Here is a 24,576-nt window from a genome sequence, read left to right as displayed (position 1 = left end):
TTCTTAATTTTTGGACCTATGCTTTAACTTAATGACATTGCTCACAAGGGGTCCCCTTTTTGATATTATTTAAGGTTTTGCCGTTAGGGTTAATGGGGGAGAGATAGAGATGAAATGGTTACAGAATTATCCGCGTGAAGTTAAAGTGTTTCTGGTTGCGAGTCTGGTCAATTCAATCGGTGGCTCTTTGATGTGGCCTCTGATTACGATGTTTGTATTCAGGCAGCTAGGACGGAGTGTAACGGATGCAGGATTGGTTATTTTGGTAATGTCGCTGGGTGGCATTGCCGGACAGTTATTAGGTGGAGCACTTTATCACCGGGTAGGTGTAAAGCGACTGATCGTCGGTGGATTGGGTATGAATGCCTTATCTCTGCTATTTCTGCCGTACGTTAGCGGGCATTGGTATATATTCATGTTCGTTATGGGATTAGTTGGGTTCTTCAATGCGTTGTCGATGCCTGCGATTCAAGCATTCATTGGATTTCGCTTCGCCGATCGGCGAGGGGAATTGTTCAATGTTATATACGTGGCCAACAACATTGGTGTAGCTATCGGTACGGCACTCAGCGGATTTCTGGCCAGTATTTCATATGATATGAGTTTTATTATGAACGGTTTGACCTCGGCTGTATTTGCTCTTTTCTTCTGGAGATATTTGAGCAAGGTCCAGAGCGACTCCGGAGGGCTACAGCTGGAAAAGCGCAAAAATACTATTGAGAAAGTGCAGACATGGAAACTGCTTGGCCACTATAGATTATATTTGTTTATGGGCATAGGTTCTTTCTGTCTATGGCTAAGTAATTGTATCTGGAACAACGGAGTGGCTCCTTTTACGATGATGAAGGGGATGCCAGAGTGGAATTACAGTATACTGTGGACGCTTAATGGAGTACTTATTTTTGTAGGCCAGCCATTCATCTTGTGGTTGAAGCGTACCTTTGCAGGGTCCCCTGAGGCACAAATGACTGCTAGCGGGATATTTTATTTGCTAGGATATATTGCAATTCTAAGTTTTCATACATATCCTAGTTTAGTACTAGCCATGGTACTCACTACATTTGGTGAAATGCTCATTTCTCCGGCGATTCCTTCCTTCATATCGGATCGGACGGGTAAATCGGCGCCGTTTTACCTAGGAGTTGTGGGGGGAATGGGCGCAGCAGGCAAGGTGGTTGGTCCCTATGCGATGGGTTTATTGTTTGACTGGAATGGGCTTGTCCCGGTAGCTGGACTTTCTGTTTTGATAGCTGTGTTTTCGGTTGGGGCATTTTTTGTTCATTCTTTGATGCATCGGCAGAACAGGGGAGATATCCCTCTTTCGATGTAACCCTGATTTATGACGGAATCAATCCAGTGTATAATGGCAGTAGGTGAAGTTAGGAAGGATGGTGGAAAGCATCATGTCACACCAAATTTGGATTAGGTTATCGGAAATTCGTGATGCGGCTGCACTGATGGAGCTTGACGCACTCGTATGGGACAAGGACTCGACACCCGCACAGATTGTCTGGACTTCACGGGAGCAGTATTTGCAGAAATGCCCACCGGGGAGCCAACTTGTAGCCGGGATTGGAGACGAAATTTGTGGGTATTTGGGCTTTGACTCCCCGACACCGTTACCAAGCAATGGACATGTCTATGATCTGAACATAGCCATTCATCCTTCGTATCAAAGGCAGGGCGTCGGTCGCAAATTGATGGAGTCGATTAAAATCATCGCAGCTGAGCAGGGAATACGCAAACTGTCTCTGCGCGTTTTAGCTACTAATCCAGGCGCGAAAGCTTTTTACGAGAGCTGTGGTTTTTTGGAGCAAGGACGACTTGTAGATGAGTTTTACTTGGATGGTCAATATGTTGATGATATTCTAATGTGGTGTCCGATTGTTCCATCTGAATGATTATAGAAGTAGCAGTAAGTTGGTATACTGGCATTGAACTATTGCCAAGATATCGGTATATTTATAAGAAGAAAAATCGGGAAATATAGCATAAATTCAGTGAATGGAAAGGTTGATACCTGTGGAGCATAACACTACCCCTCCCAATTTTATTAAAAATATTATGGCTGAGGACCTTGATAGTGGCAAAGTTAAGTCCGTTGTTACTCGTTTTCCACCAGAACCTAACGGCTATTTACACATCGGTCATGCCAAGGCGATCTGGATTGATTTTACGCTAGCTGATGAGTTTGGCGGCAAAACAATCTTACGGTTCGACGATACAAATCCGGCAAAAGAAGACGTAGAATACGTTAATTCCATCAAGGAAGATGTTAAATGGCTTGGATTTGAGTGGGAAGAGCTACGTTTCGCTTCAGATTATTTTGATGAAATGTATGAGCGTGCTATTTTGCTAATTAAGAAGGGCAAAGCTTTTGTCGATGATCTTAGTGCAGATCAAATTCGCGAGACGCGGGGAACTTTGACCGAACCAGGACAAAACAGCCCTTATCGTGATCGTTCGATTGAAGAGAACTTGGATCTATTTGCCCGGATGCGTGCTGGAGAATTTAAGGACGGAGAGAAAGTACTACGTGCCAAAATTGACATGTCAGCTCCGAATATTAACTTCCGTGATCCAGTTATTTACCGGATACTTCATGCGACGCACCATAATACTGGTGACAAATGGTGTATTTACCCTCTGTATGCGTTCGCGCATCCGTTGGAAGATGCAATCGAAGGCGTGACCCATTCACTTTGTTCACTGGAGTTTGAAGATCAACGTCCATTTTACGACTGGGTGATTGCTGAGACAGAAATGCCAAATGTTCCACGTCAATATGAGTTCGGAAGATTAAATCTGCTACAAACGATCACGAGTAAGCGGAAGCTGAAAATGCTCGTTGATGATGGTGTTGTGGATGGCTGGGACGATCCTCGTATGCCTACATTATCAGGTCTGCGTCGCCGCGGTTATACGCCGGACGCCCTAAAGGCGTTTGTGTTTGAAACGGGTATTTCCAAGGCTTACGGTTCCATCGACTTGAAGACACTTGAGCACTTTATTCGTGAAGATCTCAAATTAAAAGCTCCACGTACAATGGCAGTTCTTGATCCGCTTAAGGTGGTCATCACGAACTATCCTGAGGGGCAAACCGAGCTACTTGAAGCGGAGAACAACAGCGAAAATCCAGAAATGGGTAATCGCCAAATTCCTTTCTCACGTGAAATCTACATCGAACGTGAAGACTTCATGGAGAACCCACCGAATAAATATTTCCGGTTGTTCCCTGGTAATGAAGTACGTCTGAAGCATGCTTATTTCATTAAGTGCAACGATGTGATTAAGGATGCTGATGGGAATGTGGTTGAGATTCACTGTACCTATGACCCTGAAACGAAGAGTGGTAGCGGATTTACAGGTCGCAAGGTGAAGGGAACGATCCACTGGGTCGAGGCGAGTCAAGCGGTACCTGCTGAGTTCCGGTTGTATGAGCCACTGATCTTGGAGGAAACGGAAGAGGATAGTCTGGAAGAGAAGACATTTATGGATATGATCAACCCTAATTCTCTGAAAATAGTTCAAGGGTATGTTGAACCAGGGATGAAGGACGTTGTGCCACAAGATAAGTTCCAATTTTTCCGGCACGGATACTTCAATGTCGATCCTAAATTCTCGGCTCCGGGACATCCAGTGTTTAACTTGGTTGTGTCGTTGAAGAGTTCATATCAGCCTGGGAAATAAATAAGTTATCGTCTATAAGAGCCGTAAAGCAAATCTTTTTTTGCTTTATGGCTTTTTATTGTTGCATTACTCAGTTTAACTGTATATAGTGTAACTATATAGTATGACTGTATACAGCGAAACTGAATAGAATGGAGGAAAAAACATGAGTAGGGATAAGAACTTACCACTTACGGAAACTGTTTTTTATATTCTTCTGGCTTTGATGGAACCAGCACATGGATATTTAATTATTCAAAAGGTGGAGGAGCTAAGTGGTGGACAGGTAAGAATGGCGGCAGGCACACTATACGGAGCGGTTGAAAACTTGGTTAAGCTGAAGTTAATCCAGCCTGTCAAAAGTGAGGACAGCAGGCGTAAAGTTTATGTTATTACTGAAAAGGGCATAGAAACCCTGCGTCTCGACTTTGCAAGAATGAATCATATGATTGAAGTCACGAAAAAAATCCTAGGATAACGAACGGGGGAGATAAAATGAGGAAGTGTAAGTTTTTTATCAATTTCGATAAAGAAGAACAATGGCTGAATGACATGGCTAAACAAGGGCATCGATTTATAAATAAATCGAGCAATTATGAATTCCAACCTGCAAAGCCGGAGAATAGGCTGATAAAAATTGATTTCCGTACGTTTAAAAAACAAGCAGACTTCGAAGATTACCGCGCCCTGTTTGAAGACAGTGGTTGGAAGCATATCGCAGGAACAAAGAAATCAGGATCTCAGTATTTCGAAAAAATAGATGAACACGGAAATGAGGATATCTTCTCAGATGCTGATTCCAAAGCTGGTCGATATCAAAGACTGTCTAAAATGTGGCTTACGCTGGCCGTGTTCTACATTCCTATTTTAGTTGTACTCATTTTAACTAACACCGTTGATCCAACCGCCCTTCTGAATCCGAAATTACTATATTTTACACCGGGATTATGGGAAAGAACCGGAGCATATTTTTGGAGATCGTTTCTCTTTGAGACCCCGTTTGTTTTTTTTAGAGGATTTTTCTGGTTTTTCTTTCCGGTCATGATCATTTTATATTTTGCATTTGGTATTAAAGCGAACATGCATTATCAGAAAACACTGGAAAAGTTGTAATATCTTTGCGCTATTCTTGAGAGACAAGGCGATTGTAGAAACGGTCCGTTCGCGCTACGTTTTCCCAACAACAAAAGGGGATGACCTCAGCCATTTAAATGGCATCTGGGTCATCCCCTTTTATAGGGTCAAGATATACAGTTAAGGTTCTTTATGAATCATGCCTGGTGAGTAGCCATTCTTATGGATGCGATACCACATCGCACCGAATCCAGCAGCTCCACACAAGGTCAGAATGCTTCCTGCTTTGTACATAATAATCGCACCTAGGTTCTGGAATATCCAGCCACCAAGAAATCCAGCAAGGATCGCTGCTACTCCACTGAGAGCAAAAGCGAATACAGCTTGTCCAGAGGAGCGAGATGGTCGCGGTAGGAACAAAGCAGTCAATTGAGTGCCTACATAGAAGAAACCACCAAACGTGACGGCATGAAGCACTTGAATAAGGATGATCTCCTTGGGAGTTGTAGCCAAAGCCATTAGATACCACCGTAGAGCAAATAGCAAACTGACCAAGGTAATGCAGGCCATGAGATAAGTGATCTTGTGTTTCAGGTAACGCTTTAACAACCAGAACACTCCAACTTCGAATAGTGTGGAGACAAAAATCGCACCACCAACTTGTAACCTGGAACCACCTAAATCACTTATGAATAGCGGCATGAAGGTAGTGTTGATCGAGTTGGGGATCGCAACTAACAGTCCAAAGATGATGAAGGATATGAAATACCTGTTATGTAACGTCCGGCTGATATCCGCAGTTTTCAACCAAGGAGTGATTGTTGCATGTTTGACTTTGGGTAGAACCAGGGTAGAGCCGATTGCCATGAGCAACATGATACTGAATAGTAGAGAAAGCCCGTTATGTCCAACAGAATCGATGATCGGGCCAGCAGCAAGAGCAACAAAACTCCAACCCAATGAACCCCAGAAACGGTACTTTCTAAACTTCTTCTCGGTTCCATCAACATAGCCTAGGATCAAACTGTTAGTCTGCGAGAGCAGCGGACTTTGGAAAAAATAAAGCAAGATCATGCTGAAGTACAGCATGTGGTATGTGTTTACCTTGAATACTAATTGAATCATGATAAGCAGGCCGATCATGATAAATAATAGCGTGTTTTTAAGGTTGCCTTCCCGGTCGCTCCAATATCTCCAGAACGGATGGGCCAGTAACGAGACGAAGGGACCAATCGCCATAAGACTCCCGATCTCCAACTTGTCCAAACCGATGTCCTGCAAATATAATTGAAAATAGGCTGTAAATATGACCATTGTGCCGTAAATGAAAAAGTTAAGCAGCCCTAAAGGCAGTAAAGAAGAGGAAGACTTCTTCATATTATTCCGCAAACGCTCCATTCCTTTCCGACCATGTCCATGTCATCATGCAGTGATTCTGTTCCAAATGTAACACAGACATGAAAGGGGATACAAACGATCTTTTTTTGAAATTAGCAACATTTCTGTGAAAAGGGACAAATTTGGTGGAGATTAAAGGTATAATTTTGATTTTCCAAATTATAGATAACATTGTTTGTTAATTTGTCAAATAGTTCACGTAAAGCGCTTACATTTTGCGATATAATACAAGTAGCGATACTTGGTTCCCCTTAATCATGTATCGGGTATATGTTCTTTAGATGATTTCCGACATTTAAGGAAGTCATCTTTTTTTACCAAAGTGAAGTAATATTGTTTCAATATACATGATATAAATAGTCAGGGAGATGACGAAGATGACCATGTTGATCAAGAATCCTGTTAAGGTAGCGGCGGAAGAAGTTCGTTGGCTGGAACTTAGAGGGTGGGTATACCAATTGCTGATGGATTTTCTAAGCCGTCCGCCACGTATGTCTTTGATTGCACAATGGCGTGGCGTAGTCGAGCTGAAGAATTCAATTCCAGCCACCCAAGGTGGGACCATATTGAAGGATTATCTGGCGAGCATTGCTGAAGAGGATTTCCGCAAAGTATGTTACGCGGAAGCAGAGGAGTATGAACGTCTCTTTATGGGTCATAATGCGAAGATAGCCACGTGTGAGGCGGCGTACCGCGCAAGAGCAGAAGGTGCGAATGCATTTGACTGTATTTCAGAGATCGGAACCATTTATGCGCAGAGCGGTGTAGCTTTTAACAAATTAAATGGTGAACGCGATGATCATATTGCTCTAGAGTTGGAATTTATGGCTGTATTGGCTGAAGGTATGTTGAATAAGAATAATTTGCGTCAGAGCTGTCTTGAACTGGTAGATACACAAATCGCGTTTCTTGAATCTCACTTACTGAAATGGACACCTCAATTTTCAGCAGATTTGGCTGGGGCGACAACTAGCCCATTATATACAGGATTGTCTGTATTAATGAGGGAGTTTCTGGCGGAGGATTTGGAGCAACTTCAAACTTGGCGAGAAAATGAACTGTTATTCGGAGAAGTAAATACATCCAGTGATGACTGGTAGAACTAACTATAATCATAACAAAAGGGACTATCCCCTGAGGTCATATAAGACCCGGTGGATAGTCCCTTTCTTCTACTTGGAAGTATAGTTAGTTGGCTTCATTAACGGTTTTTCCTCTTCCGCGATGACTGATCTTCATCAAGAATTCGTAAACAATCGGTACAATGACGAGCGTCAAGAGGGTGGAACTAATCAGTCCCCCGATAACGGTGATACCGAGTCCACGTGAAATGATTCCTGCACTATTTTCAAATCCCAGAACAAGTGGTAACAGTGCACCGATGGTGGCAAGCGCCGTCATGAGGATCGGACGAAGCCTCGTTGCACCAGCCTCAAGTAAGGCCTCACGCGTGGACAATCCTTCACGTTCCTTGTGAATAACGCGGTCGATAAGCACGATCGCATTGGTGACTACGATCCCGATGAGCATGAGAACACCCATCAGTGCCGATACATTTAATGTTTCCCCAGATATCAATAGTGCTACCATGGCACCGATAACGATGAACGGTAGTGAGAAAAGAATAGCGAATGGAGCTAGACCACCACCAAAGGTGACAACAAGAACAAAGTAGACAACTGCAATGGCGGCAGCCATAGCGAGCCCCAACTGTCCAAATGTATCGTTGATTTGTTCGGTTACACCACCAAATTTAATGGTTACACCGTCGGGTTTATCTATTTTGTCGATCTTATCTTGTAAACTGCTAGAAGCGCTATTCACATCGCTGGATATGATTTTTGCGCTTACTTCCACGACCATTTTACCGTCGATACGCATGATAGAGTCTGGTGAGCTACCTTTCTCTACCTTAGCAATATCTTTAATGGGCACTTGTATGCCTAAAGGAGAAGTTAAGGTTTCGTTCTCAATATCTGCGATACTGGTATAGGTGTTGGTATCCGTTTCAATATATACCTTATAGTCCTTCCCATCGATTGCGACTTCCGTCAGGACGGGACGTTCATGTAATGGACTTAGCTTCATAGCAAGCTGTCCAGCCGTGAGACCAAGAGAACTCAGTTTCTGCTGATCCGCTACGAGTGTATACTGACCATAAGCTTCGGAAAGGCTGGTGCTTGCTTTCTCAAATTGTTTAGTGTCAGCTTCGATCAACTTGAGGATTTGTTCAGTAACGGGCTTAATATCCTCCAAGCTATCGCCAAACACGTTGACGCTAAGGGAGCCACCGCCTAATCCTCCCATCATCATTTCGGACATGTCAGACCAAGTGCCCTTGTCAACTTGCTCTTTCAAACCATTAATGAGTTCTTCTTTGACCGTTTCAAACTTCTTAGTGTCTTCATTATAAGCAACATAGAAGAGTGCTGAGTTAGAAGAACCGATCCCCATAGGAGTGCTTCCCCCAACGGAGTATTGCATTTTCTCAACGTCAGGTTGATCTAGAATATATTTTTCTGCTGTAAGCATTTTTTGCTCCACATCGGTTAGACGATCGCCAGGAGCTGGAGAATAAGTAAGCATGACGTACTTATCACTTTGTTCGGGTAGGAAGCTGACACCAACTAGTGGGTAAAGGAATAAGCTTCCGACTAGTAGAACCACGGCAGACCCGAAGGTGATTAGTTTATGGGATAATGACCAGTTAAGTGCACGTTGGTATACACGGGCGAGTCCTTGTGGTTTCTCTTCGTGATCATGTTTCTTCTTGAGTCCATTACGGAAAAGTGTATGCGCTAGTGCAGGGACGAGAGTAATAGCTACGACTAGGGAAGCGAGTAGCGAGAATACCATAGTCAGTGCAAATGGCTTGAATAATTCGCCTACCATGCCGCTAACGAATGCTAACGGTAAGAACACCGCAATCGTGACAATCGTTGAAGCCATGATCGGCAAGAACATTTCGCGAGTAGCATCTACTATAAGCTTACTTCCACTTAGCTTCTCACCCGTAAGAGACATACGGCGATATATGTTCTCTATGACGACAATGGAGTCGTCGACAACCCGACCAATCGCTACTGTCATAGCGCCAAGAGTCATCATATTTAAGGTAATATCCATCTGCTTAAGGCAAAGAACAGCAATCAGTAGCGATAAGGGAATGGAAATAATGGAGATAATAGTAGAACGTAAATTGCGTAGAAAGATCATGATGATCAGGACCGCAAATAACGCACCGAATACGGCTTTTGACAACATCGTATTAACGGAATCCGTGATCGGTTTTCCTTGATCCATCAGGACTGTCAAATCAATATGAGGATAGTCTTTCTTTAATTGTTCTGCTTTGTCCTTAACTAGGTTCACGACGTCTACTGTGTTGGCATCGTTAGATTTCACAATTTGGATACCTATAGATTCTTTACCGTTTGTACGGGAAATGGATTCTGCTTCACCAACTACTTCGATTGTAGCGATGTCACTGAGTTTTACAGTAGGAATCCCCATCGCCATTTCTGTCGGTGCTCCAGGTACAGCTGTATTATTCGCAATACCTGGTACTGCGTTAGAACTTGCATTAGGTATAACTGGGATTGCAATGTTCTGTAGGTCCTCGACGTTCGTTATGTTCCCATCGACGACAATAGCCTTTTGAGATTCCTCCATCTCAAACAGGCCGAGTGGTACGCGAAGTGCCGATGCCTGTACAATCCCTTTCACTGTATCTTCGCTAAGACCTAGCTCCTGCATCTTTGCTTGATTAAACTTAAGGGTTATTTCCTTGGCAAATTGACCAGAGACTTGCACAGAGGCAACGCCGTCCAGATCTTCTAGAACTGGCTTGATATCGTTCTCCACGGTGCGGGTTAAATTTTCTAAATCCCCCGACTCGTTATCCGATAAACTGAGAGAAACAACAGGCAATGAGTTCATACTGAATCTTGTGATTTGAGGTTTTTGTGCGCCATCAGGGAGCTTAACATCATTGAGGGCTTCACGAAGTGCTGCGGTAGCATTATCGAGGTTGGTGTCGTATTTAAATTCGATGAACAACGAAGCAGCGTTCTCCATCGAGGTGGAGGTTAATGTCTTAACGCCATCGACGTTACGTAGTCGTTGCTCCAACGGCTTGGTGATATCTTTCACGACACCTTCTGGTGCTGCACCAGGATAAATAGCTGTCACACTAAGAAAAGGGACATTGATGTTCGGAATGGTCTCCTGTTTCATGGTTAACCCGCTATATATACCAACAGCGGTAACAATAATAGTCAGAAGCCAGATCGCAAACTTATTGCGAAGTGAGAATTGAATCAGGTTTTTCATACTTTAGTTTCTGCTCCTCTCTTTATACTCTCTAGGTTTTGTGGTTCAATAGATAATTCGACAAACTTTTTCCTGTAATTACTTGTTCAAATAGGGCTGTAATAAAACTTTTAATTCTAAAAGTTGATTCTCAAGCCCCCAGAAATCTGTAAGATTGCCAAGCATCCCGTTAATAATGGCATGACGAGGACGAAGTGCTGCGATTTCATCCTCTAGAATCTGTAATGATTCTAGAACGTGCTTGCGCTCTCGCGGGTCATCAAGTAAGTCTTCAGATGCTGTCTTCAATTCTTTGATCACTTGTAGTGGATGCCGACTAGGTTGCATTCTACAAGGCTGCTTATGACTTAACCCAGTTAATATTTCTTCAGAGATGAGCGGTTGGGGGCGGTCCCGCAACAGACTAGCAGCGGTGACATCCAATAAATCCACGAGGTGGCTTGCCAAGCGAGAGGTTTCAATGGCAACCTGCGGATGAAATAGCAATTGGGTATAAGAACTAATCATGCCATTCGCGAGCATTAGAAGGTCCGCTATATACGGTGAGATATCTATACCGTACAGACTGATAAGCTTTTCCTTACCGAAAATGAACAACTGATCGTTGTGCTTCTTAATAAAATGCTGTTTATGATTAGGATCTCCATTGGTTATCCAGTCTTTTAACTGCATCATTAAAAACTCACGAAGCTCAAGGACCAAATTCAGCAAGACTTCAACTTGACGGCATAGTTTCTCGCGTGGGGGGAGTTCTGGCTGACGCTCTACCTGAAGCAGATGATCTTGAAGCATCTCGTAACAGTAGTCAAATACACTGTGTTCCAATTCTTCTTTCGATTTGAATTGCAGATAGAGACTTCCTTTGGACATCCCGCAAATATCGGCGATTTCTTGCATGGACGTGGCGGGGACTCCTTTTATAGCAAAGAGTTGCATCGCTGTTCTTAATATTAGTTTTTTCTTTTCCTCTGATTTTGTTGATAACAGATCCTTCATCATCCCTTCTGACTCAATGGTTCTTATTATGACTCAATAGTCAGAAAGATTATATTACAAAACAAAATCAGATAGCAAATATATCCAACGTATTATAATTTGGCTAGGAAGTAGGGCGTAGTTCATGTAAGATATAATCAATTACCATTCACCAAAGTGTAGAGGAGTACAACTATGAGACGTGGGTTACAAATTATTTTAATTGCCGCAGTTTTATTTGCCTTTTATTATTTTGGTTTCGGCGTCTTCGGGCATTTTGGTGGTACGCTAATTAGTATATTTCAAACTTTGACAGTCATTACGATTGGATTCGCTATCTTTATGGAGAACCGTAATCCCTCCAGTACAGTGGCATGGATTTTAGTGCTGGCATTGTTACCGGTCGTTGGACTGGTTATATATTTCTTGCTCGGCCAAAACTACTTCAAACGGCGGAAATACGATAAAAAGGCGGAGCAGGATCGTAAAGGTTACGAAATGATCGATCACATAGGCAGTAAGCAACCGCGTGATTTATCACAATTTACCCCTGGCCAGCAACGGCTACTTCAACTGTCACAACGAATTGCTCGTACACCTTTCTCTATGGCAACAAGAACAAGGGTGCTGACCAACGGAGAAGAGACCTTTTCTTCACTCTTGAGAGAATTGAAGTTGGCTGAGCACCATATTCATATGGAATATTATATTTACCGTGCAGATGACATTGGTCGTGAAATTCAGAAGACATTAATTCAGAAGGCTCGTGCAGGTGTAGAGGTACGATTTATGTTCGACGCCGTTGGTAGCATTGGCTTACCTAAATCGTTCATTAAAGAGCTGGAGAATGCAGGTGTTAAGGTCGGTATTTATGGACAAGTACGATTCTTGGCGCTATCGAGTCGGGTGAACTACCGTAATCACCGGAAGATTGTCGTGATCGATGGTAACACGGGGTTCATCGGTGGCTTAAATGTGGGTGACGAGTATTTGAGCCGGAGTAAGACATATGGCTTCTGGCGGGACACCCATATGCTGGTGAAGGGAGAGGCTGTTCGATCACTGCAAGTTATTTTTCTTCAGGATTGGCAGTATGTCACCGGTGAGAAAATTATGGATATAGAATATCTATCACCTGAGCTTGAACAAGGTTGTAGTGGGGCGATACAGATTATCCCGAGCGGCCCGGACAATGAGAGTTCGACGCTTAAGAATATTTTTTTCTCAATGATTACAACGGCCAAGAAATCGGTATGGCTTGCTACGCCATATTTCATTCCTGACGAAGATATCCTTACGGCGCTACGGGTAGCGGGGTTGTCTGGTCTTGATGTGCGGATATTGTTTCCAGCAAAACCTGACAAATGGCTGCCCTTCCTTGCATCCCATTCGTACTTTCCTGCATTGTTGGAGGCGGGGGTTAAGATATACGAGTATGAAAAGGGCTTCCTTCATTCAAAGCTACTTATTGTAGATGGGGAGGTTGCTACGGTGGGTACGGCGAACATGGATATGCGTAGCTTTCATTTGAACTTTGAGGTGAATGCATTACTCGTACAAAGTGATAGCGTGGCCAAAGTTGTGAAGGACTTTGAACGCGATCTGATTTCAGCCACCTTAATAGATATCGAGGCTTTTGAGAAGAAGAGAATGATTGTACGTTTTATGGAATCTGCGGCACGGTTATTTTCACCGCTACTATAAGTAAGCAGAGTATTGTATTCGTATCTTGGTGTAAAGGAGGAGGAATGGCAGCGTGACTGATATAGGGGGACGAAAAACGGAACATATCCGTCTTTGCTTGGAAGAGGAAGTGGGTGCGGAAGGCATAAGTACAGGGTTTGAAAAATATATGTTTCGGCATAATGCCTTACCAGAGTTGAATTTTGAGGATATTAGTTTAAAAACAACATTTTTAGGCGCACCCGTTCGTACACCGTTTCTTATTAGTTCTATGACCGGCGGAAGTGAACTTGCGGCGATGATTAATGATCGGCTTGCCGAGGCAGCAGAGCGACGGGGCTGGGCAATGGGTGTGGGTTCGGTTAGAGCTGCAGTGGAAAGAAACGAGTTGTCCTCGACGTTTGCGGTTCGACGTAAAGCTCCCAGCATTCCGATTATTGCTAACTTAGGTGCTGTTCAGCTTAATTATGGATTTAGTACTGAGGATTGTATGCGTGCGGTAGACATTGTAGGAGCGGACATGCTAGTGCTGCATTTGAACAGTCTGCAGGAAGTGTTCCAGCCGGAAGGCAATAAAGCCTTTGGAGGCTTGTTGTCTCGTATCGAAGATATATGCCGTAGCTTGCCAATCCCAGTAGGGGTTAAGGAAGTAGGCTGGGGAATCGACGGAGTGACGGCGAAGCGGCTACGCGGAGCAGGTGTAGCTTTTATTGATGTAGCTGGCGCAGGCGGAACGTCATGGAGCCAGGTCGAGAAGTTCCGCAGCGCAGACCCTGTGCGCCGCGCGGCAGCGGAGGCTTTCGCGGATTGGGGCATCCCCACCGCGGAATGCATCCGCGAAGTACGGGCGGCGGTGCCAGATGCCGCCCTGATCGGTAGCGGCGGCCTGAACAACGGCGTGGACGCGGCCAAGGCGCTTGCGCTGGGCGCGAACCTGGCCGGATTCGGCCGGGCGCTGCTTGAACCGGCGGTGCATTCAGAGGAGCGGCTTGACGCGCTGCTTGAGCGCGTGGAGTTTGAGCTCCGCACCGCCATGTTTGGGATTGGCACCGGAGATATCCCGGCGCTGAATAGCACGACGCGATTAGTGCGGAGAGAGTAGTAACGTAGTAAAAAAACAATAATCTTATAATTCCTAGTGGTATACAGAGAATTTTTCATTGCTTTTCAGAGAATGACCCCTTATATTAGGTGTAGAAGCTAACTTGACCGGTACGACAGTAGGAAATGGACTACGGTGGCAAGAAGGCAACCAAACTTAATGAACACAGGGATCCAAGGTAGTGGTTCCAGTGGAGAATGTAAAGGGGGATTTTTAATGAAACCATCAATTTGGAAGTGGAGTACCCGTACGGTTGTAACAATTGGGATCGGTGCTGCACTATACGGTGCGACGAGCTGGATTGGTATTCCTATCGCTCCAGATACGCAGCTTCGCCCAGCGATTGCGTTGTTAGCTATTTTTGGAGCATTATTTGGTCCGGTGGTTGGCTTTATTGCTGGATTTATCGGGCATGTCATTAATGACTTTATCCAGAGTGGTACGGTATGGTGGGGATGGGCGCTTGGCTCGGGTATTACTGCAGCGTTTATGGGATTGATCTATCTTTCTAAGGATTTCAATCCGAAAGATGGAGTTATTAAGAAAAAGCACTTGATTTCATTTATTATTTACGGAGTAGTTGGCATTTTCGTATCCTTGGCATTTTCGGGTTTGTTCGATATTTACGCAATGGGCGAGCCAAATAACAAGATTGTTATACAAGTAATCTCTGCAGGTCTTGTAAATCTAGCTGTATTTCTGATTCTGGGTGTTCCGGCGGTGTGGGCATACGCGAAGCGGAATCGAAACAATGCGAACTTGACTGTGGAAAGATAGGAGTTACCTGACATATGCAACCTGTTATTTCATTTCGGGACTTTAGTTTCCGTTATAAAAGCCAGTCCTCCGCAACACTAAAAAACATCAACCTCGACATTGTGCGAGGCGAGAAAATATGGATTGCCGGACCAAGCGGTTCTGGTAAGTCGACCTTAGCCCATTGTATCAATGGGCTAATTCCTTTTTCATACGGAGGCGAGATCACTGGCGAACTTTACGTGAATGGGAAGGACTCAAGCTCGCAGGATATTTTCGAACGCAGCAAGAGTGTAGGGACTATCCTACAAAATCCAGATGCTCAGTTCGTGGGGCAAACCGTAGGTGAAGATGTAGCATTCCAGATGGAAAATGAAGCGACTCCGCAAGCGGAGATGAAGACTGCGGTCTTCTCGGCGCTTGATCTAGTGGGTATGCTGGACTACGAAGGGCAGGGTCCACATGATCTGTCCGGTGGTCAGAAACAAAGTGTCTCATTGGCTGGGGTTCTATCAACAAAGGCGGATATTTTACTGTTTGATGAGCCGCTGGCAAATCTGGATCCGGCAAGTGGAGTCAAGGCAATGCGACTCATAGAAGAAATACACCAAGCCGGAGGTAAGACCGTTATTATCATAGAACATCGAGTAGAGGACGTTCTACAAGAACCAATCGACCGGATCGTTGTGATGAACGAAGGGGAAATTGCGGCGATTGGAACACCGGATGATTTACTTGCAGGAGGTACTCTTGCCTCATTTGGACTGCGACAGCCGATTTATTTAGATGCCATGGCTTATGCTGGATTATCACTACAAGGTCTTAGCAATTTGAGGACACCGGAAGGGATACTCGGCACGTTAGATAAGGGCAAGCTTGAAGTATGGATGGACAGCGTGGAATCGCCTCAAGAACAAAGGGATGGGGATGTCCTGCTAGAGCTACGGGATGTAACTTACGCGTATGATGCTGGGCGTGATGTTGTTCGGCAAGTATCTCTATCTATTGGAGCGGGTGAGACGATTGCGTTGCTTGGAGGCAACGGAGCAGGCAAATCTACCTTATCCGGTATTATTACAGGGCTCTTCAAACCCAGAATTGGGGAAGTTCGGCTATGGGGTGAGTCCATCAATAATTGGTCGATCCGCCGTAGAGGTACGGAAATTGGATATGTGATGCAGAATCCGAATCATATGATCACCCAACATATGATATGGGATGAAGTGGGGCTAGGTCTTACCGCACGAGGATTCTCACCTACAGAACGTGAGGAGAGAAGTGACGAAGTATTGAAAATATGCGGATTATATCCCTACCGTAACTGGCCGGTATCTGCACTGAGTTTCGGACAGAAGAAACGCCTCAGTATCGCTTCGATCCTAGCTTTGAGCCCGAAGTTAATGATTCTGGATGAACCGACGGCGGGACAGGATTATCGGCATTATACCGAATTTATGGATTTTATAGCCGAACTATCGAATCAAGGGATGGCATTTTTGTTTATTACGCATGACATGCACTTGGCATTAGAATATGCTGATCGTGCTGTTGTTATGGCGGAAGGCGGAGTCATTGCTGCGGATACAGTGGCGAATGTACTCTCAAACAGCGAGGTTACTAGCAAGGCACGCCTAAGGGAGACGAGCCTTGCAAGGTTTGCGAGAGCCTGGGGATTATCGTCCCCATCGCGATTTGTGCAAGCTTTCATCGATTATGAGCAGAAGGGAAAGACGTCACATGAGTAAATCAAGCAGTTTATATGTGGACGGTGATTCCTTCTTCCATCGGATGGATGGAGCAGTGAAACTTGTGTTGCTGCTGGTATGGACGGCAGTGACGTTTCTGTTCCTTGATCTGCGTATCTTTGTCGTTCTGTTGGTTGCCGGTATATCCATGTTATTAGTGGCTCGGATTCCGATTAAACGAATGAAATTCCTCTTCTGGATGTTAACCCTATTTACACTGATGAACAGTATTTTCATTCTACTGATTACACCTCGCTTCGGGTCAACACTGACCGGAAGTAACACACCACTTATTCCACTTGGCTATGATACAATTAATGTAGAGACCTTATTTTATGTATTAACGTTGTCTTTGAAATACTTAACTTTATGTCCGATTACACTGCTGTTTATTTTCACGACGCATCCGAGTCGGTTTGCCGCAAGTTTGAATAAGCTTGGCGTCCCGTACAAAATGGCTTACGCCGTCAGTATTGCTTTTCGATATATTCCTGATTTAAGTCAGGAGTTCCGTCATATTCTGAATGCAATGCAAATGCGCGGTCTAGGAATTTCACGGGGCGATGGTAATCTCAAGCAGCGAATGCGGAATCTTTCGCTTGTTGTTGTGCCCTTATTGCAATCATCACTTCAGCATATCGAATCGGTATCTGATGCGATGGATCTACGTGGTTTCGGTACGAAGCCTAAACGTACGTGGTACATGGGCACTAGGGCTATGCGGAGTGACAAGATAGTCGTGCTGCTTTGTGTTCTGTTACTTACAGTAGGTATTGTACTGAAACTGCAGGTAGTTCAAGGATTCTGGTATCCGCTATGATGAAGATTTGAATGGAGATGTTTAGATGGCAAAGGTTCAACTCAAAGAAATGAGCGCTGGAGAATACGAAGTGTTCTTAAATCGTTCTGCTAAGGATTACGCAAATGATAAGGTTGAGGCAGGTACATGGAGCGAAGATGAGGCTATGGCCCGTTCGTTGGAATCGTTTCAGAAATACCTTCCAGAAGGTAAGGACACTAAGGATGCCTTTCTCTATACGGTTGTGGATCAAGAGATAGGAAATGAGGTAGGGTACGTCTGGTTTAACATTGCCGAAGAACCAACGGGACGAACCACTTTTATTTACGATATTCTTATATACGAGGAATACCAAGGCAAGGGCTACGGCAAGGCAACGATGTCTGCTGTAGATGAAGCAGCTAGAGAACAGGGAGCGTATAAGATTTCTCTTCATGTATTCGGACATAATCAAAGAGCGTTCCAATTGTATCAGAAAGTGGGATATGAGGTTACGGATATTTCAATGACGAAGAAATTATAGAGCAGAAGTGACGCCTGTATATCTTAATAGTTGTACAAAATACACTTATTTGTGAAAAAGGTAGTAGAGAGGTAATAGTTGCATGAAGTACAGTTAAAAATAGGGTTAGCAGTATAACCTAATGCTCAATTGTATGGGAATATTTACGGAACATCCTTGAAATATGGGCGGGGTATATGTACTATGATTGAAGAAGATGAGTGAATACAAGAATGAGGAGTTGTCATAGATATGGCTTTAAAAGCGGGAATTGTCGGACTTCCAAATGTAGGGAAATCCACCCTGTTTAATGCAATTACACAAGCGGGGGCTGAATCCGCGAACTATCCATTTTGCACGATCGATCCAAACGTTGGTGTGGTAGAAGTTCCAGATGAGCGCCTTGATAAACTGACTGAGCTGGTCGTTCCAAATCGTACGGTACCTACTGCATTTGAATTTGTTGATATTGCGGGATTGGTGCGCGGTGCAAGTAAGGGCGAAGGCTTGGGCAATAAATTTTTGGCTCATATTCGTGAAGTAGATGCAATCGTACATGTTGTACGGTGCTTTGAAGATGAGAATATTACCCACGTTGAAGGTAAAATCAACCCAATCAGTGACATCCAGACGATCAATCTTGAATTGATTCTGGCTGATTTGGATAGTGTAGAGAAGAAAATTGATCGCTCCCGTAAAAATATGAAGGGCGGCAACAAACAATCTGCAATGGAAGTGGAAGTACTCGAACGTGTCAAGGAAGCGTTGTACAACGATCAACCAGCACGTAGTTTGGATTTGACAGAGGATGAGAAAGCGATTGTCCGCGATCTTCATCTCTTGACGCTCAAACCCGTATTATATGCTGCGAACGTTAGTGAAGACGGTGTTACCGATGCTGAGAACAATCCTTTTGTTCAACAAGTAAGAGAATTCGCAGCGGCGGAGAATGCTGAAGTAGTTCCGATTAGTGCCAAAGTGGAAGCAGAAATTGCTGAGCTTGAAGGCGAAGACAAGGCAATGTTCCTCGAGGAGCTAGGTTTGGAATCCTCAGGACTCGACCGTCTCATTACTGCGGCGTATCGTTTGCTTGGTCTATATACGTATTTCACTGCAGGAGTACAAGAAGTACGCGCTTGGACGATTCGTAAAGGTACAAAAGCCCCTGGAGCTGCGGGTGTCATTCACACTGACTTTGAACGTGGTTTCATTCGTGCAGAGGTTGTATCTTTCAATGATCTAGCAGCTGCGGGTACGATGAATGTGGCTAAAGAGCGTGGTCAAGTTCGTTTGGAAGGTAAAGATTATGTCGTGCAGGACGGCGATGTTATGCACTTCCGTTTTAACGTATAAATAAGATGTAGAGCTTAGGGCTCTTGTGAAAAGGAGCCGTCCCTTAGGTAGTCTTTGTCTACTGGAGGGGTGGCTTCTGTTTTTTGTAAAAAATGAGTGCGGAAGGTTGAGCGAGTTACGTCGTTATCTTGGATAAACCATCCCTGTTCGGGCTAACCCTACCTATTCACATTTCCCAAAAGTATGCTATAATAAAAAGTCGTTTATCCTTTTTTTAGTGAAAAGGAACGGCCTTTTTTCAGAAGTTTGTTATGTTAAGTAAAGAGAGGTGATCTCCCTTGTTGGACCGACTAGAATCCCTAGCTGGACGTTATGAGAAACTCAGCGAGTTGCTCTGTGATCCGGATGTAACTAATGATACAAAGAAATTGCGAGATTATTCTAAGGAACAATCGGATTTACAACCAGTTTATGATGCATATATCGAATATAAGAGTGTTATGGAAGAACTCGAAGCCGCAAAAACAATGCAGGCGGAGAAGCTAGACGAAGAAATGCGCGAAATGGTCAAGATGGAAATCGATGAGCTTAGCATACGTCAGAAGGAATTGGAAGAGAAGATTCACTTTCTGTTGCTTCCAAAAGATCCGAATGACGATAAGAATGTTATTGTGGAAATTCGTGGTGCTGCTGGTGGAGATGAGGCGGCGTTGTTTGCGGCTGATTTATTCCGCATGTACACGCGTTTTGCTGATACACAAGGCTGGCGAGTAGATGTTATGGATACGAATGAAAGCGACCTTGGCGGATTTAAAGAAGTAATCTTTATGATTAATGGCCGCGGGGCATACAGTAAGATGAAGTTTGAAAGTGGTGCGCACCGTGTACAACGGATTCCTGCTACAGAATCGGGTGGACGGATTCATACATCAACTTCGACAGTCTCGGTCATGCCGGAAGCTGAAGAATTAGATATTGAAATTCACGATAGAGATATTCGTGTTGATACGTTCTGTTCCAGTGGTGCAGGTGGTCAGTCTGTTAATACAACGAAATCCGCTGTGCGGGTTACACATATTCCAACGGGGATTATGGCGACTTGTCAGGATGGTAAATCGCAAAACTCCAATAAGGATAAAGCATTGCAGGTACTTCGTGCTCGTATTTCAGACAAAATACGTCAAGAAGAAGAAGCTAAGTATGCTGGTGAACGGAAGAGTAAGGTAGGTACAGGTGACCGTAGTGAGCGTATCCGTACGTATAACTTCCCGCAAAGCCGCGTTACTGATCATCGCATCGGATTGACCCTTCATAAGTTGGATCAAGTGATGAACGGGGATATCGAAGAGTTTGTTTCGGCGCTAACACTAGCTGAACAGGCTGATATGATGGATAAAGGAGAATAATATTTTGAACGATGACGGATATGTTCTATCTGGAGCGCTCAACATTTCAGAAGCCCGTAGAGAGGCTTCTTCTTTTTTAGAGGCAGCTGGGGTGAGTGAGCCCTTATCTAATACGGAGTTATTACTCCGCCATGTGTTAGGGCTCTCTGGCGCCGCATATTTGACGGCGCTACGTGATCCTTTCCCACAAGACCGTAAGGCCCTGTGGGAAGAGGCAATCCGCCGCAAGGCGGCGGGCGAGCCAGCGCAGTACATTATCGGGGAACAGGAATTCTACGGCTTGACCTTTCAGGTCACGCCGGCGGTGCTGATTCCCCGCCCCGAAACGGAGCTGCTCGTGGAGGCGATTGCTGACGCAGGCAATCGCCTCTGGCCAGGCGGCGCTCCGCTGGTCGCCGACATCGGCACCGGCAGCGGCGCAATTGCCGCTGCGCTCGCGCATCTGCGCCCGTCGTGGCGCATCACGGCGAGTGATATCTCGCCGGAAGCGCTGGCGGTGGCGCAGGCGAATGTCCAGCGGCTCGGCCTAGACGTTACGTTCAAGCAGGGAAATCTGCTTGAACCCTTCGCGGGCGAACCGCTGGACATTGTAGTGTCGAACCCGCCATATATACCGGCGGAGACGATTGAGGGCCTTCAACCAGAGGTGCGCGATTATGAACCTCGTGGTGCACTTGATGGTGGGCCGGATGGTTTGGGACCTTACCGCATCATGATGGAGCAGCTTAGTCTTCTGCCACAGCCGCCTCGCCTAATAGGTTTTGAACTGGGAATGGGGCAAGCAGAAGAAGTGGCGGAGATGCTACGGCAGGCAGGTTTTTGGAACGAGATCGTAACGATCCCTGACCTGGCTGGAATTGACCGCCATGTGCTGGGGCTGGCGAGAGAAGAATAGATCGGACTGAGTGTCCTTGGACGAGAGTATGCAGGTGTAGATACCGCTGAAATCGAACAAGGATTTTTTTGCGCCTGAAAATGATTTTCTTTATTTACGTTTATTAAGAAAATAATATCCTGAAAGCATTTACATTTTGGTTTTGTTTTGTTAATCTAGATTCAGGAAGCGAACAAACATTACTTTAGGGAGTGAAGTTTGGAATGGGGAATAGTCAACAATATGACGTTGTTGTGATGGGCGGAGGTATTTCAGGCGCCATGGCAGCGATTGCTGCATCTAGTGCAGGGGCAAGGACACTGATCATAGAATCGCAGGGTTTCTTGGGCGGTACGTTAACGGCTAACGGGGTAGGACCCATGATGACGTTCCATGCAGGTGAGAAGCAAGCGATTCAAGGATTCACAGATCAACTTATTGAACGTCTGAAAAAGCTAGGTAAATCGCCAGGGCACATCGTTGACACGGTAGGTTTTACGTATTCTGTTACACCATTTGATGCAGAGGCTATGAAACATGAGTTGGAATTAATGGTGGTGGAGAACGGCGGCGAAATTTTATACCACACCATGTTAGTCAGTGTGAAGACTGAGAGCGGGAACATTGTTAGTGTTACCGTATGCAACAAGTCGGGACTTAGTGAAATTGAGGCTACTGTGTTCATTGACGCCACTGGTGATGGTGACCTATCTGCTAGAGCTGGAGTTGAATATACGAAGGGCAGAGAGTCCGATGGGGCGACGCAGCCGATGACACTGAATATGAAAATGTATAACGTGAATATTCCTAGAGTCAAACAGTACATTCATGAGCATCCAGATGATTTTCCACTGTATAACGGTGATACCTCAATTATTGAAACATCATCCCGGTTATCTGTGGGCGGATTCGATAGCCTATTCAAAGAAGCGAAGGCTAGAGGAGAAATATCGATCCCTCGGGAGAATATTCTATTCTTTGAGACCAATAATCCTGGCGAGGTTATTCTGAATACTACCCGAATTTTGGGCCACGATGCAACAGATGCACTCAGCTTAAGTAAGGCAGAAATGGTAGGCCGTAAACAGTGTCGAGAGCTCGAAATGTTCGTACATAAATATATTCCTGGTTTTGAGGATGCAGTAGTAGAATCTACGGGGCCTTCTATCGGTGTAAGGGGTTCAAGGCAGATTAAAGGTCTATATACGCTAACTGCTGAGGATCTTCTTGAACAGCGGAAATTTACAGATACGATTGCTCATTCGGGATATCCGATTGATATCCATAGTCCAGATGGAGAAGGAACGAAGCATGAGAAGCTAGAATGGGGCGGTATGTACAGTATTCCGTACTCTTGTATGATTACGGAATCGGTTAAGAACTTGATTGTTATTGGTAGATGTATTTCAGCAACCTTTGAGGCTCAAGCAGCCATGAGAACTACACCAACAACAGGGGCCATTGGTCACGCCGGAGGTGTTGCAGCTGCAATGGCAGTCAAGAAAGGTACAACGGTACAGGATGTGAACATCAGGGATGTGCAGGCTGTCTTGAAAGAACAGGGTGCATACCTAGAGGTATAGACAAGTGCGGTGAAATGCAATCATTTTGAGAGGGGAAATTATAGTGACATCTTTAATGTGGTTTCAAGCTATTGGAATTCTTGCGGTCTTCTTAATATTCATAGGATTAATGATGATGAGGAAGCTTCCAACGATTCTTGCATTGCCAATTATGGCAATCCTATTTGCATTGATTGCAGGAGTTCCGTGGATGTCGGACGATCCGGAAGTGACTACAACAATAGCCAAGACGGTTCTATCTGCGGGCTCGATGAGGTTGTCGGGTGCAATCGCAGGTTTGGTATTCGGTGCTTGGTTCGGTCAAATTCTTAATAAAGTAGGAATTACGAAATCGATCATACGAAAAGCGGCTGAACTTGCGGGTGATAAGCCGGTGATGATCGCAGTACTATTCTTTGTTACCGGCTCGATTATCTTCTCAGCAGCGGGCGGTCTTGGTATGGTTATCTTGGTAGGTACGATCGTTATTCCGATCATGCTGACAGCCGGGATATCACAGTTCGTAGCTTCTATTGTCGTAATCTCGTCAGTCGGTGTGGGTGCGTTGTTTAACGTATCTAACTGGGCGGTGTATGTAGATGTTCTTGGTCTGGATGTTCAGACGATTGGGGATTACACACTTGTTGCTGCACTACCACTAATTATCATTTCCTTGGCTATGATTATCTTCAATATTAAGAAAGATGGCAAAGGTAAAAAGGCGTGGGCAATGCCAAACGCCACCGGAGGAGGAGAGGGCAAGAAGGTTCCGACCATTGCGTTGATTAGTCCACTCGTTCCAGTTATTCTCGTCTATGCATTCAAGCTCGATATCGTTCCTGCTGTTATTATCGGTGCGATCGTGACAATTATTCTGACTTTACCGAAACGGCCGATTCATATTCTGTCCAGTGCCCTCGTAGAAGGAATCCAAGATATTGCTGGGGCTATGGCCCTGATGATCGGTATTGGTATGTTGCTCAATTCTGTTATGGCGCCACAAGTAGCATCACTCATATCACCATTGATTGAAAGTGTGCTTCCAAGCACTCCGTTGATGTACATCATCTTTTTCACTTTGTTATCACCTCTTGCGATTTATCGCGGACCTCTAAATGTGTGGGGACTCGGTAGCGGTATTGCTGCTCTGTTTGTAACTGCTGGCATGACGCCGGTAGCAGCTATGCTGGCCTTACGTGTTGTAAGTAACGTCCAAGCTGTATCTGATCCAACCAATTCACACAATGTTTGGGTAGCGGACTTCACTAAGAGTGATATTAATGAAATTCTGAAAAAGACGTTGCCTTGGATGGTTGTTTCTGTCCTGATTTCCATGATTATTGGATCATTCATGGTGTTCTAATTGTAGAAAATATATCAGGCAGGGAGCCTTTCGAGGGACCCTG

Annotated in this window: 20 protein-coding genes; 17 read left to right on the top strand and 3 right to left on the bottom strand. The window is 44.7% G+C overall.

Translation table 11 applies throughout. The features are described from left to right. The first annotated feature begins 109 nt into the window (after positions 1 to 109). The 5 genes from EJP82_RS22765 to EJP82_RS22745 all read left to right on the top strand — a co-directional run bounded on the left by EJP82_RS22765 (position 110) and on the right by EJP82_RS22745 (position 4,782). Positions 110 to 1,330, top strand: coding sequence for an MFS transporter (locus EJP82_RS22765; RefSeq protein ID WP_127194371.1), 1,221 nt, complete (start codon positions 110 to 112; stop codon positions 1,328 to 1,330). A 73-nt stretch (positions 1,331 to 1,403) separates the two neighbouring features. Continuing rightward, positions 1,404 to 1,901 (top strand): GNAT family N-acetyltransferase, encoded by a 498-nt coding sequence (locus tag EJP82_RS22760; RefSeq protein ID WP_127194370.1) that lies wholly within the window; start codon positions 1,404 to 1,406, stop codon positions 1,899 to 1,901. A gap of 103 nt (positions 1,902 to 2,004) precedes the next feature. Continuing rightward, the gene (locus EJP82_RS22755; protein ID WP_127194369.1) at positions 2,005 to 3,690 is read left to right on the top strand and encodes a glutamine--tRNA ligase/YqeY domain fusion protein; all 1,686 of its coding nucleotides are present in this window, start codon (positions 2,005 to 2,007) and stop codon (positions 3,688 to 3,690) included. 145 nt (positions 3,691 to 3,835) lie between these two features. Next, entirely contained in the window at positions 3,836 to 4,147 is a 312-nt protein-coding gene (locus tag EJP82_RS22750; RefSeq protein WP_127194368.1) for a PadR family transcriptional regulator, read from the top strand. Between the two features lie 17 nt (positions 4,148 to 4,164). Continuing rightward, positions 4,165 to 4,782: a DUF2812 domain-containing protein gene (locus tag EJP82_RS22745; RefSeq protein WP_127194367.1), complete on the top strand. Its 618-nt coding sequence runs from the start codon at positions 4,165 to 4,167 to the stop codon at positions 4,780 to 4,782. Between the two features lie 141 nt (positions 4,783 to 4,923). Here EJP82_RS22745 and EJP82_RS22740 read toward each other — a convergent pair whose 3' ends face one another. After that, positions 4,924 to 6,141 (bottom strand): MFS transporter, encoded by a 1,218-nt coding sequence (locus EJP82_RS22740; RefSeq protein ID WP_127194366.1) that lies wholly within the window; start codon positions 6,139 to 6,141, stop codon positions 4,924 to 4,926. Between the two features lie 377 nt (positions 6,142 to 6,518). On the opposite strand from EJP82_RS22740, the gene EJP82_RS22735 reads away from it, so the two are divergent. Next, positions 6,519 to 7,241, top strand: a complete 723-nt coding sequence (locus tag EJP82_RS22735) for a TorD/DmsD family molecular chaperone (RefSeq protein ID WP_127194365.1) — start codon at positions 6,519 to 6,521, stop codon at positions 7,239 to 7,241. Between the two features lie 88 nt (positions 7,242 to 7,329). Here EJP82_RS22735 and EJP82_RS22730 read toward each other — a convergent pair whose 3' ends face one another. Then, positions 7,330 to 10,473 (bottom strand): efflux RND transporter permease subunit, encoded by a 3,144-nt coding sequence (locus EJP82_RS22730; protein ID WP_127194364.1) that lies wholly within the window; start codon positions 10,471 to 10,473, stop codon positions 7,330 to 7,332. A 78-nt stretch (positions 10,474 to 10,551) separates the two neighbouring features. Then, positions 10,552 to 11,469, bottom strand: a complete 918-nt coding sequence (locus EJP82_RS22725) for a TetR/AcrR family transcriptional regulator (RefSeq protein WP_281278210.1) — start codon at positions 11,467 to 11,469, stop codon at positions 10,552 to 10,554. A gap of 174 nt (positions 11,470 to 11,643) precedes the next feature. On the opposite strand from EJP82_RS22725, the gene cls reads away from it, so the two are divergent. The 11 genes from cls (at position 11,644) to EJP82_RS22670 (ending at position 24,533) form a co-directional block, all read left to right on the top strand. Further along, positions 11,644 to 13,152, top strand: a complete 1,509-nt coding sequence (gene cls / locus EJP82_RS22720; RefSeq protein WP_127194362.1) for a cardiolipin synthase — start codon at positions 11,644 to 11,646, stop codon at positions 13,150 to 13,152. A 52-nt stretch (positions 13,153 to 13,204) separates the two neighbouring features. Further along, positions 13,205 to 14,233, top strand: a complete 1,029-nt coding sequence (gene fni / locus EJP82_RS22715; RefSeq protein WP_127194361.1) for a type 2 isopentenyl-diphosphate Delta-isomerase — start codon at positions 13,205 to 13,207, stop codon at positions 14,231 to 14,233. Between the two features lie 216 nt (positions 14,234 to 14,449). Next, the gene (locus EJP82_RS22710) at positions 14,450 to 15,010 is read left to right on the top strand and encodes an ECF-type riboflavin transporter substrate-binding protein (RefSeq protein WP_127194360.1); all 561 of its coding nucleotides are present in this window, start codon (positions 14,450 to 14,452) and stop codon (positions 15,008 to 15,010) included. A 14-nt stretch (positions 15,011 to 15,024) separates the two neighbouring features. Further along, on the top strand, positions 15,025 to 16,734 hold the full coding sequence (locus EJP82_RS22705) for an ABC transporter ATP-binding protein (RefSeq protein WP_127194359.1): 1,710 nt from the start codon (positions 15,025 to 15,027) through the stop codon (positions 16,732 to 16,734). Next, a complete protein-coding gene (locus EJP82_RS22700) occupies positions 16,727 to 17,554 on the top strand; it encodes an energy-coupling factor transporter transmembrane component T family protein (protein WP_127194358.1) in 828 nt (275 codons plus the stop codon). Before EJP82_RS22705 ends, EJP82_RS22700 begins: the two co-directional genes overlap by 8 nt. A gap of 25 nt (positions 17,555 to 17,579) precedes the next feature. Next, on the top strand, positions 17,580 to 18,056 hold the full coding sequence (locus tag EJP82_RS22695) for a GNAT family N-acetyltransferase (RefSeq protein ID WP_127194357.1): 477 nt from the start codon (positions 17,580 to 17,582) through the stop codon (positions 18,054 to 18,056). A 231-nt stretch (positions 18,057 to 18,287) separates the two neighbouring features. Continuing rightward, a complete protein-coding gene (gene ychF, locus EJP82_RS22690; RefSeq protein WP_127194356.1) occupies positions 18,288 to 19,388 on the top strand; it encodes a redox-regulated ATPase YchF in 1,101 nt (366 codons plus the stop codon). 278 nt (positions 19,389 to 19,666) lie between these two features. Next, positions 19,667 to 20,734, top strand: coding sequence for a peptide chain release factor 1 (gene prfA / locus EJP82_RS22685; protein ID WP_127194355.1), 1,068 nt, complete (start codon positions 19,667 to 19,669; stop codon positions 20,732 to 20,734). Between the two features lie 4 nt (positions 20,735 to 20,738). After that, positions 20,739 to 21,629 (top strand): peptide chain release factor N(5)-glutamine methyltransferase, encoded by an 891-nt coding sequence (gene prmC / locus EJP82_RS22680; RefSeq protein WP_127194354.1) that lies wholly within the window; start codon positions 20,739 to 20,741, stop codon positions 21,627 to 21,629. 203 nt (positions 21,630 to 21,832) lie between these two features. Next, the gene (locus tag EJP82_RS22675) at positions 21,833 to 23,191 is read left to right on the top strand and encodes an FAD-dependent oxidoreductase (protein ID WP_127194353.1); all 1,359 of its coding nucleotides are present in this window, start codon (positions 21,833 to 21,835) and stop codon (positions 23,189 to 23,191) included. A 43-nt stretch (positions 23,192 to 23,234) separates the two neighbouring features. After that, complete coding sequence (locus EJP82_RS22670) at positions 23,235 to 24,533, top strand: citrate transporter (protein ID WP_246054398.1); 1,299 nt, start codon at positions 23,235 to 23,237, stop codon at positions 24,531 to 24,533. Positions 24,534 to 24,576 lie beyond the last annotated feature (43 nt).

The sequence above is a fragment of the Paenibacillus anaericanus genome (assembly GCF_003994475.1).
Taxonomy (GTDB): Bacteria; Bacillota; Bacilli; order Paenibacillales; family Paenibacillaceae; genus Fontibacillus; species Fontibacillus anaericanus.
The sequence above is the reverse complement of the archived record's forward strand: the minus strand, read 5'-3'. Positions and strand labels throughout refer to the sequence as shown.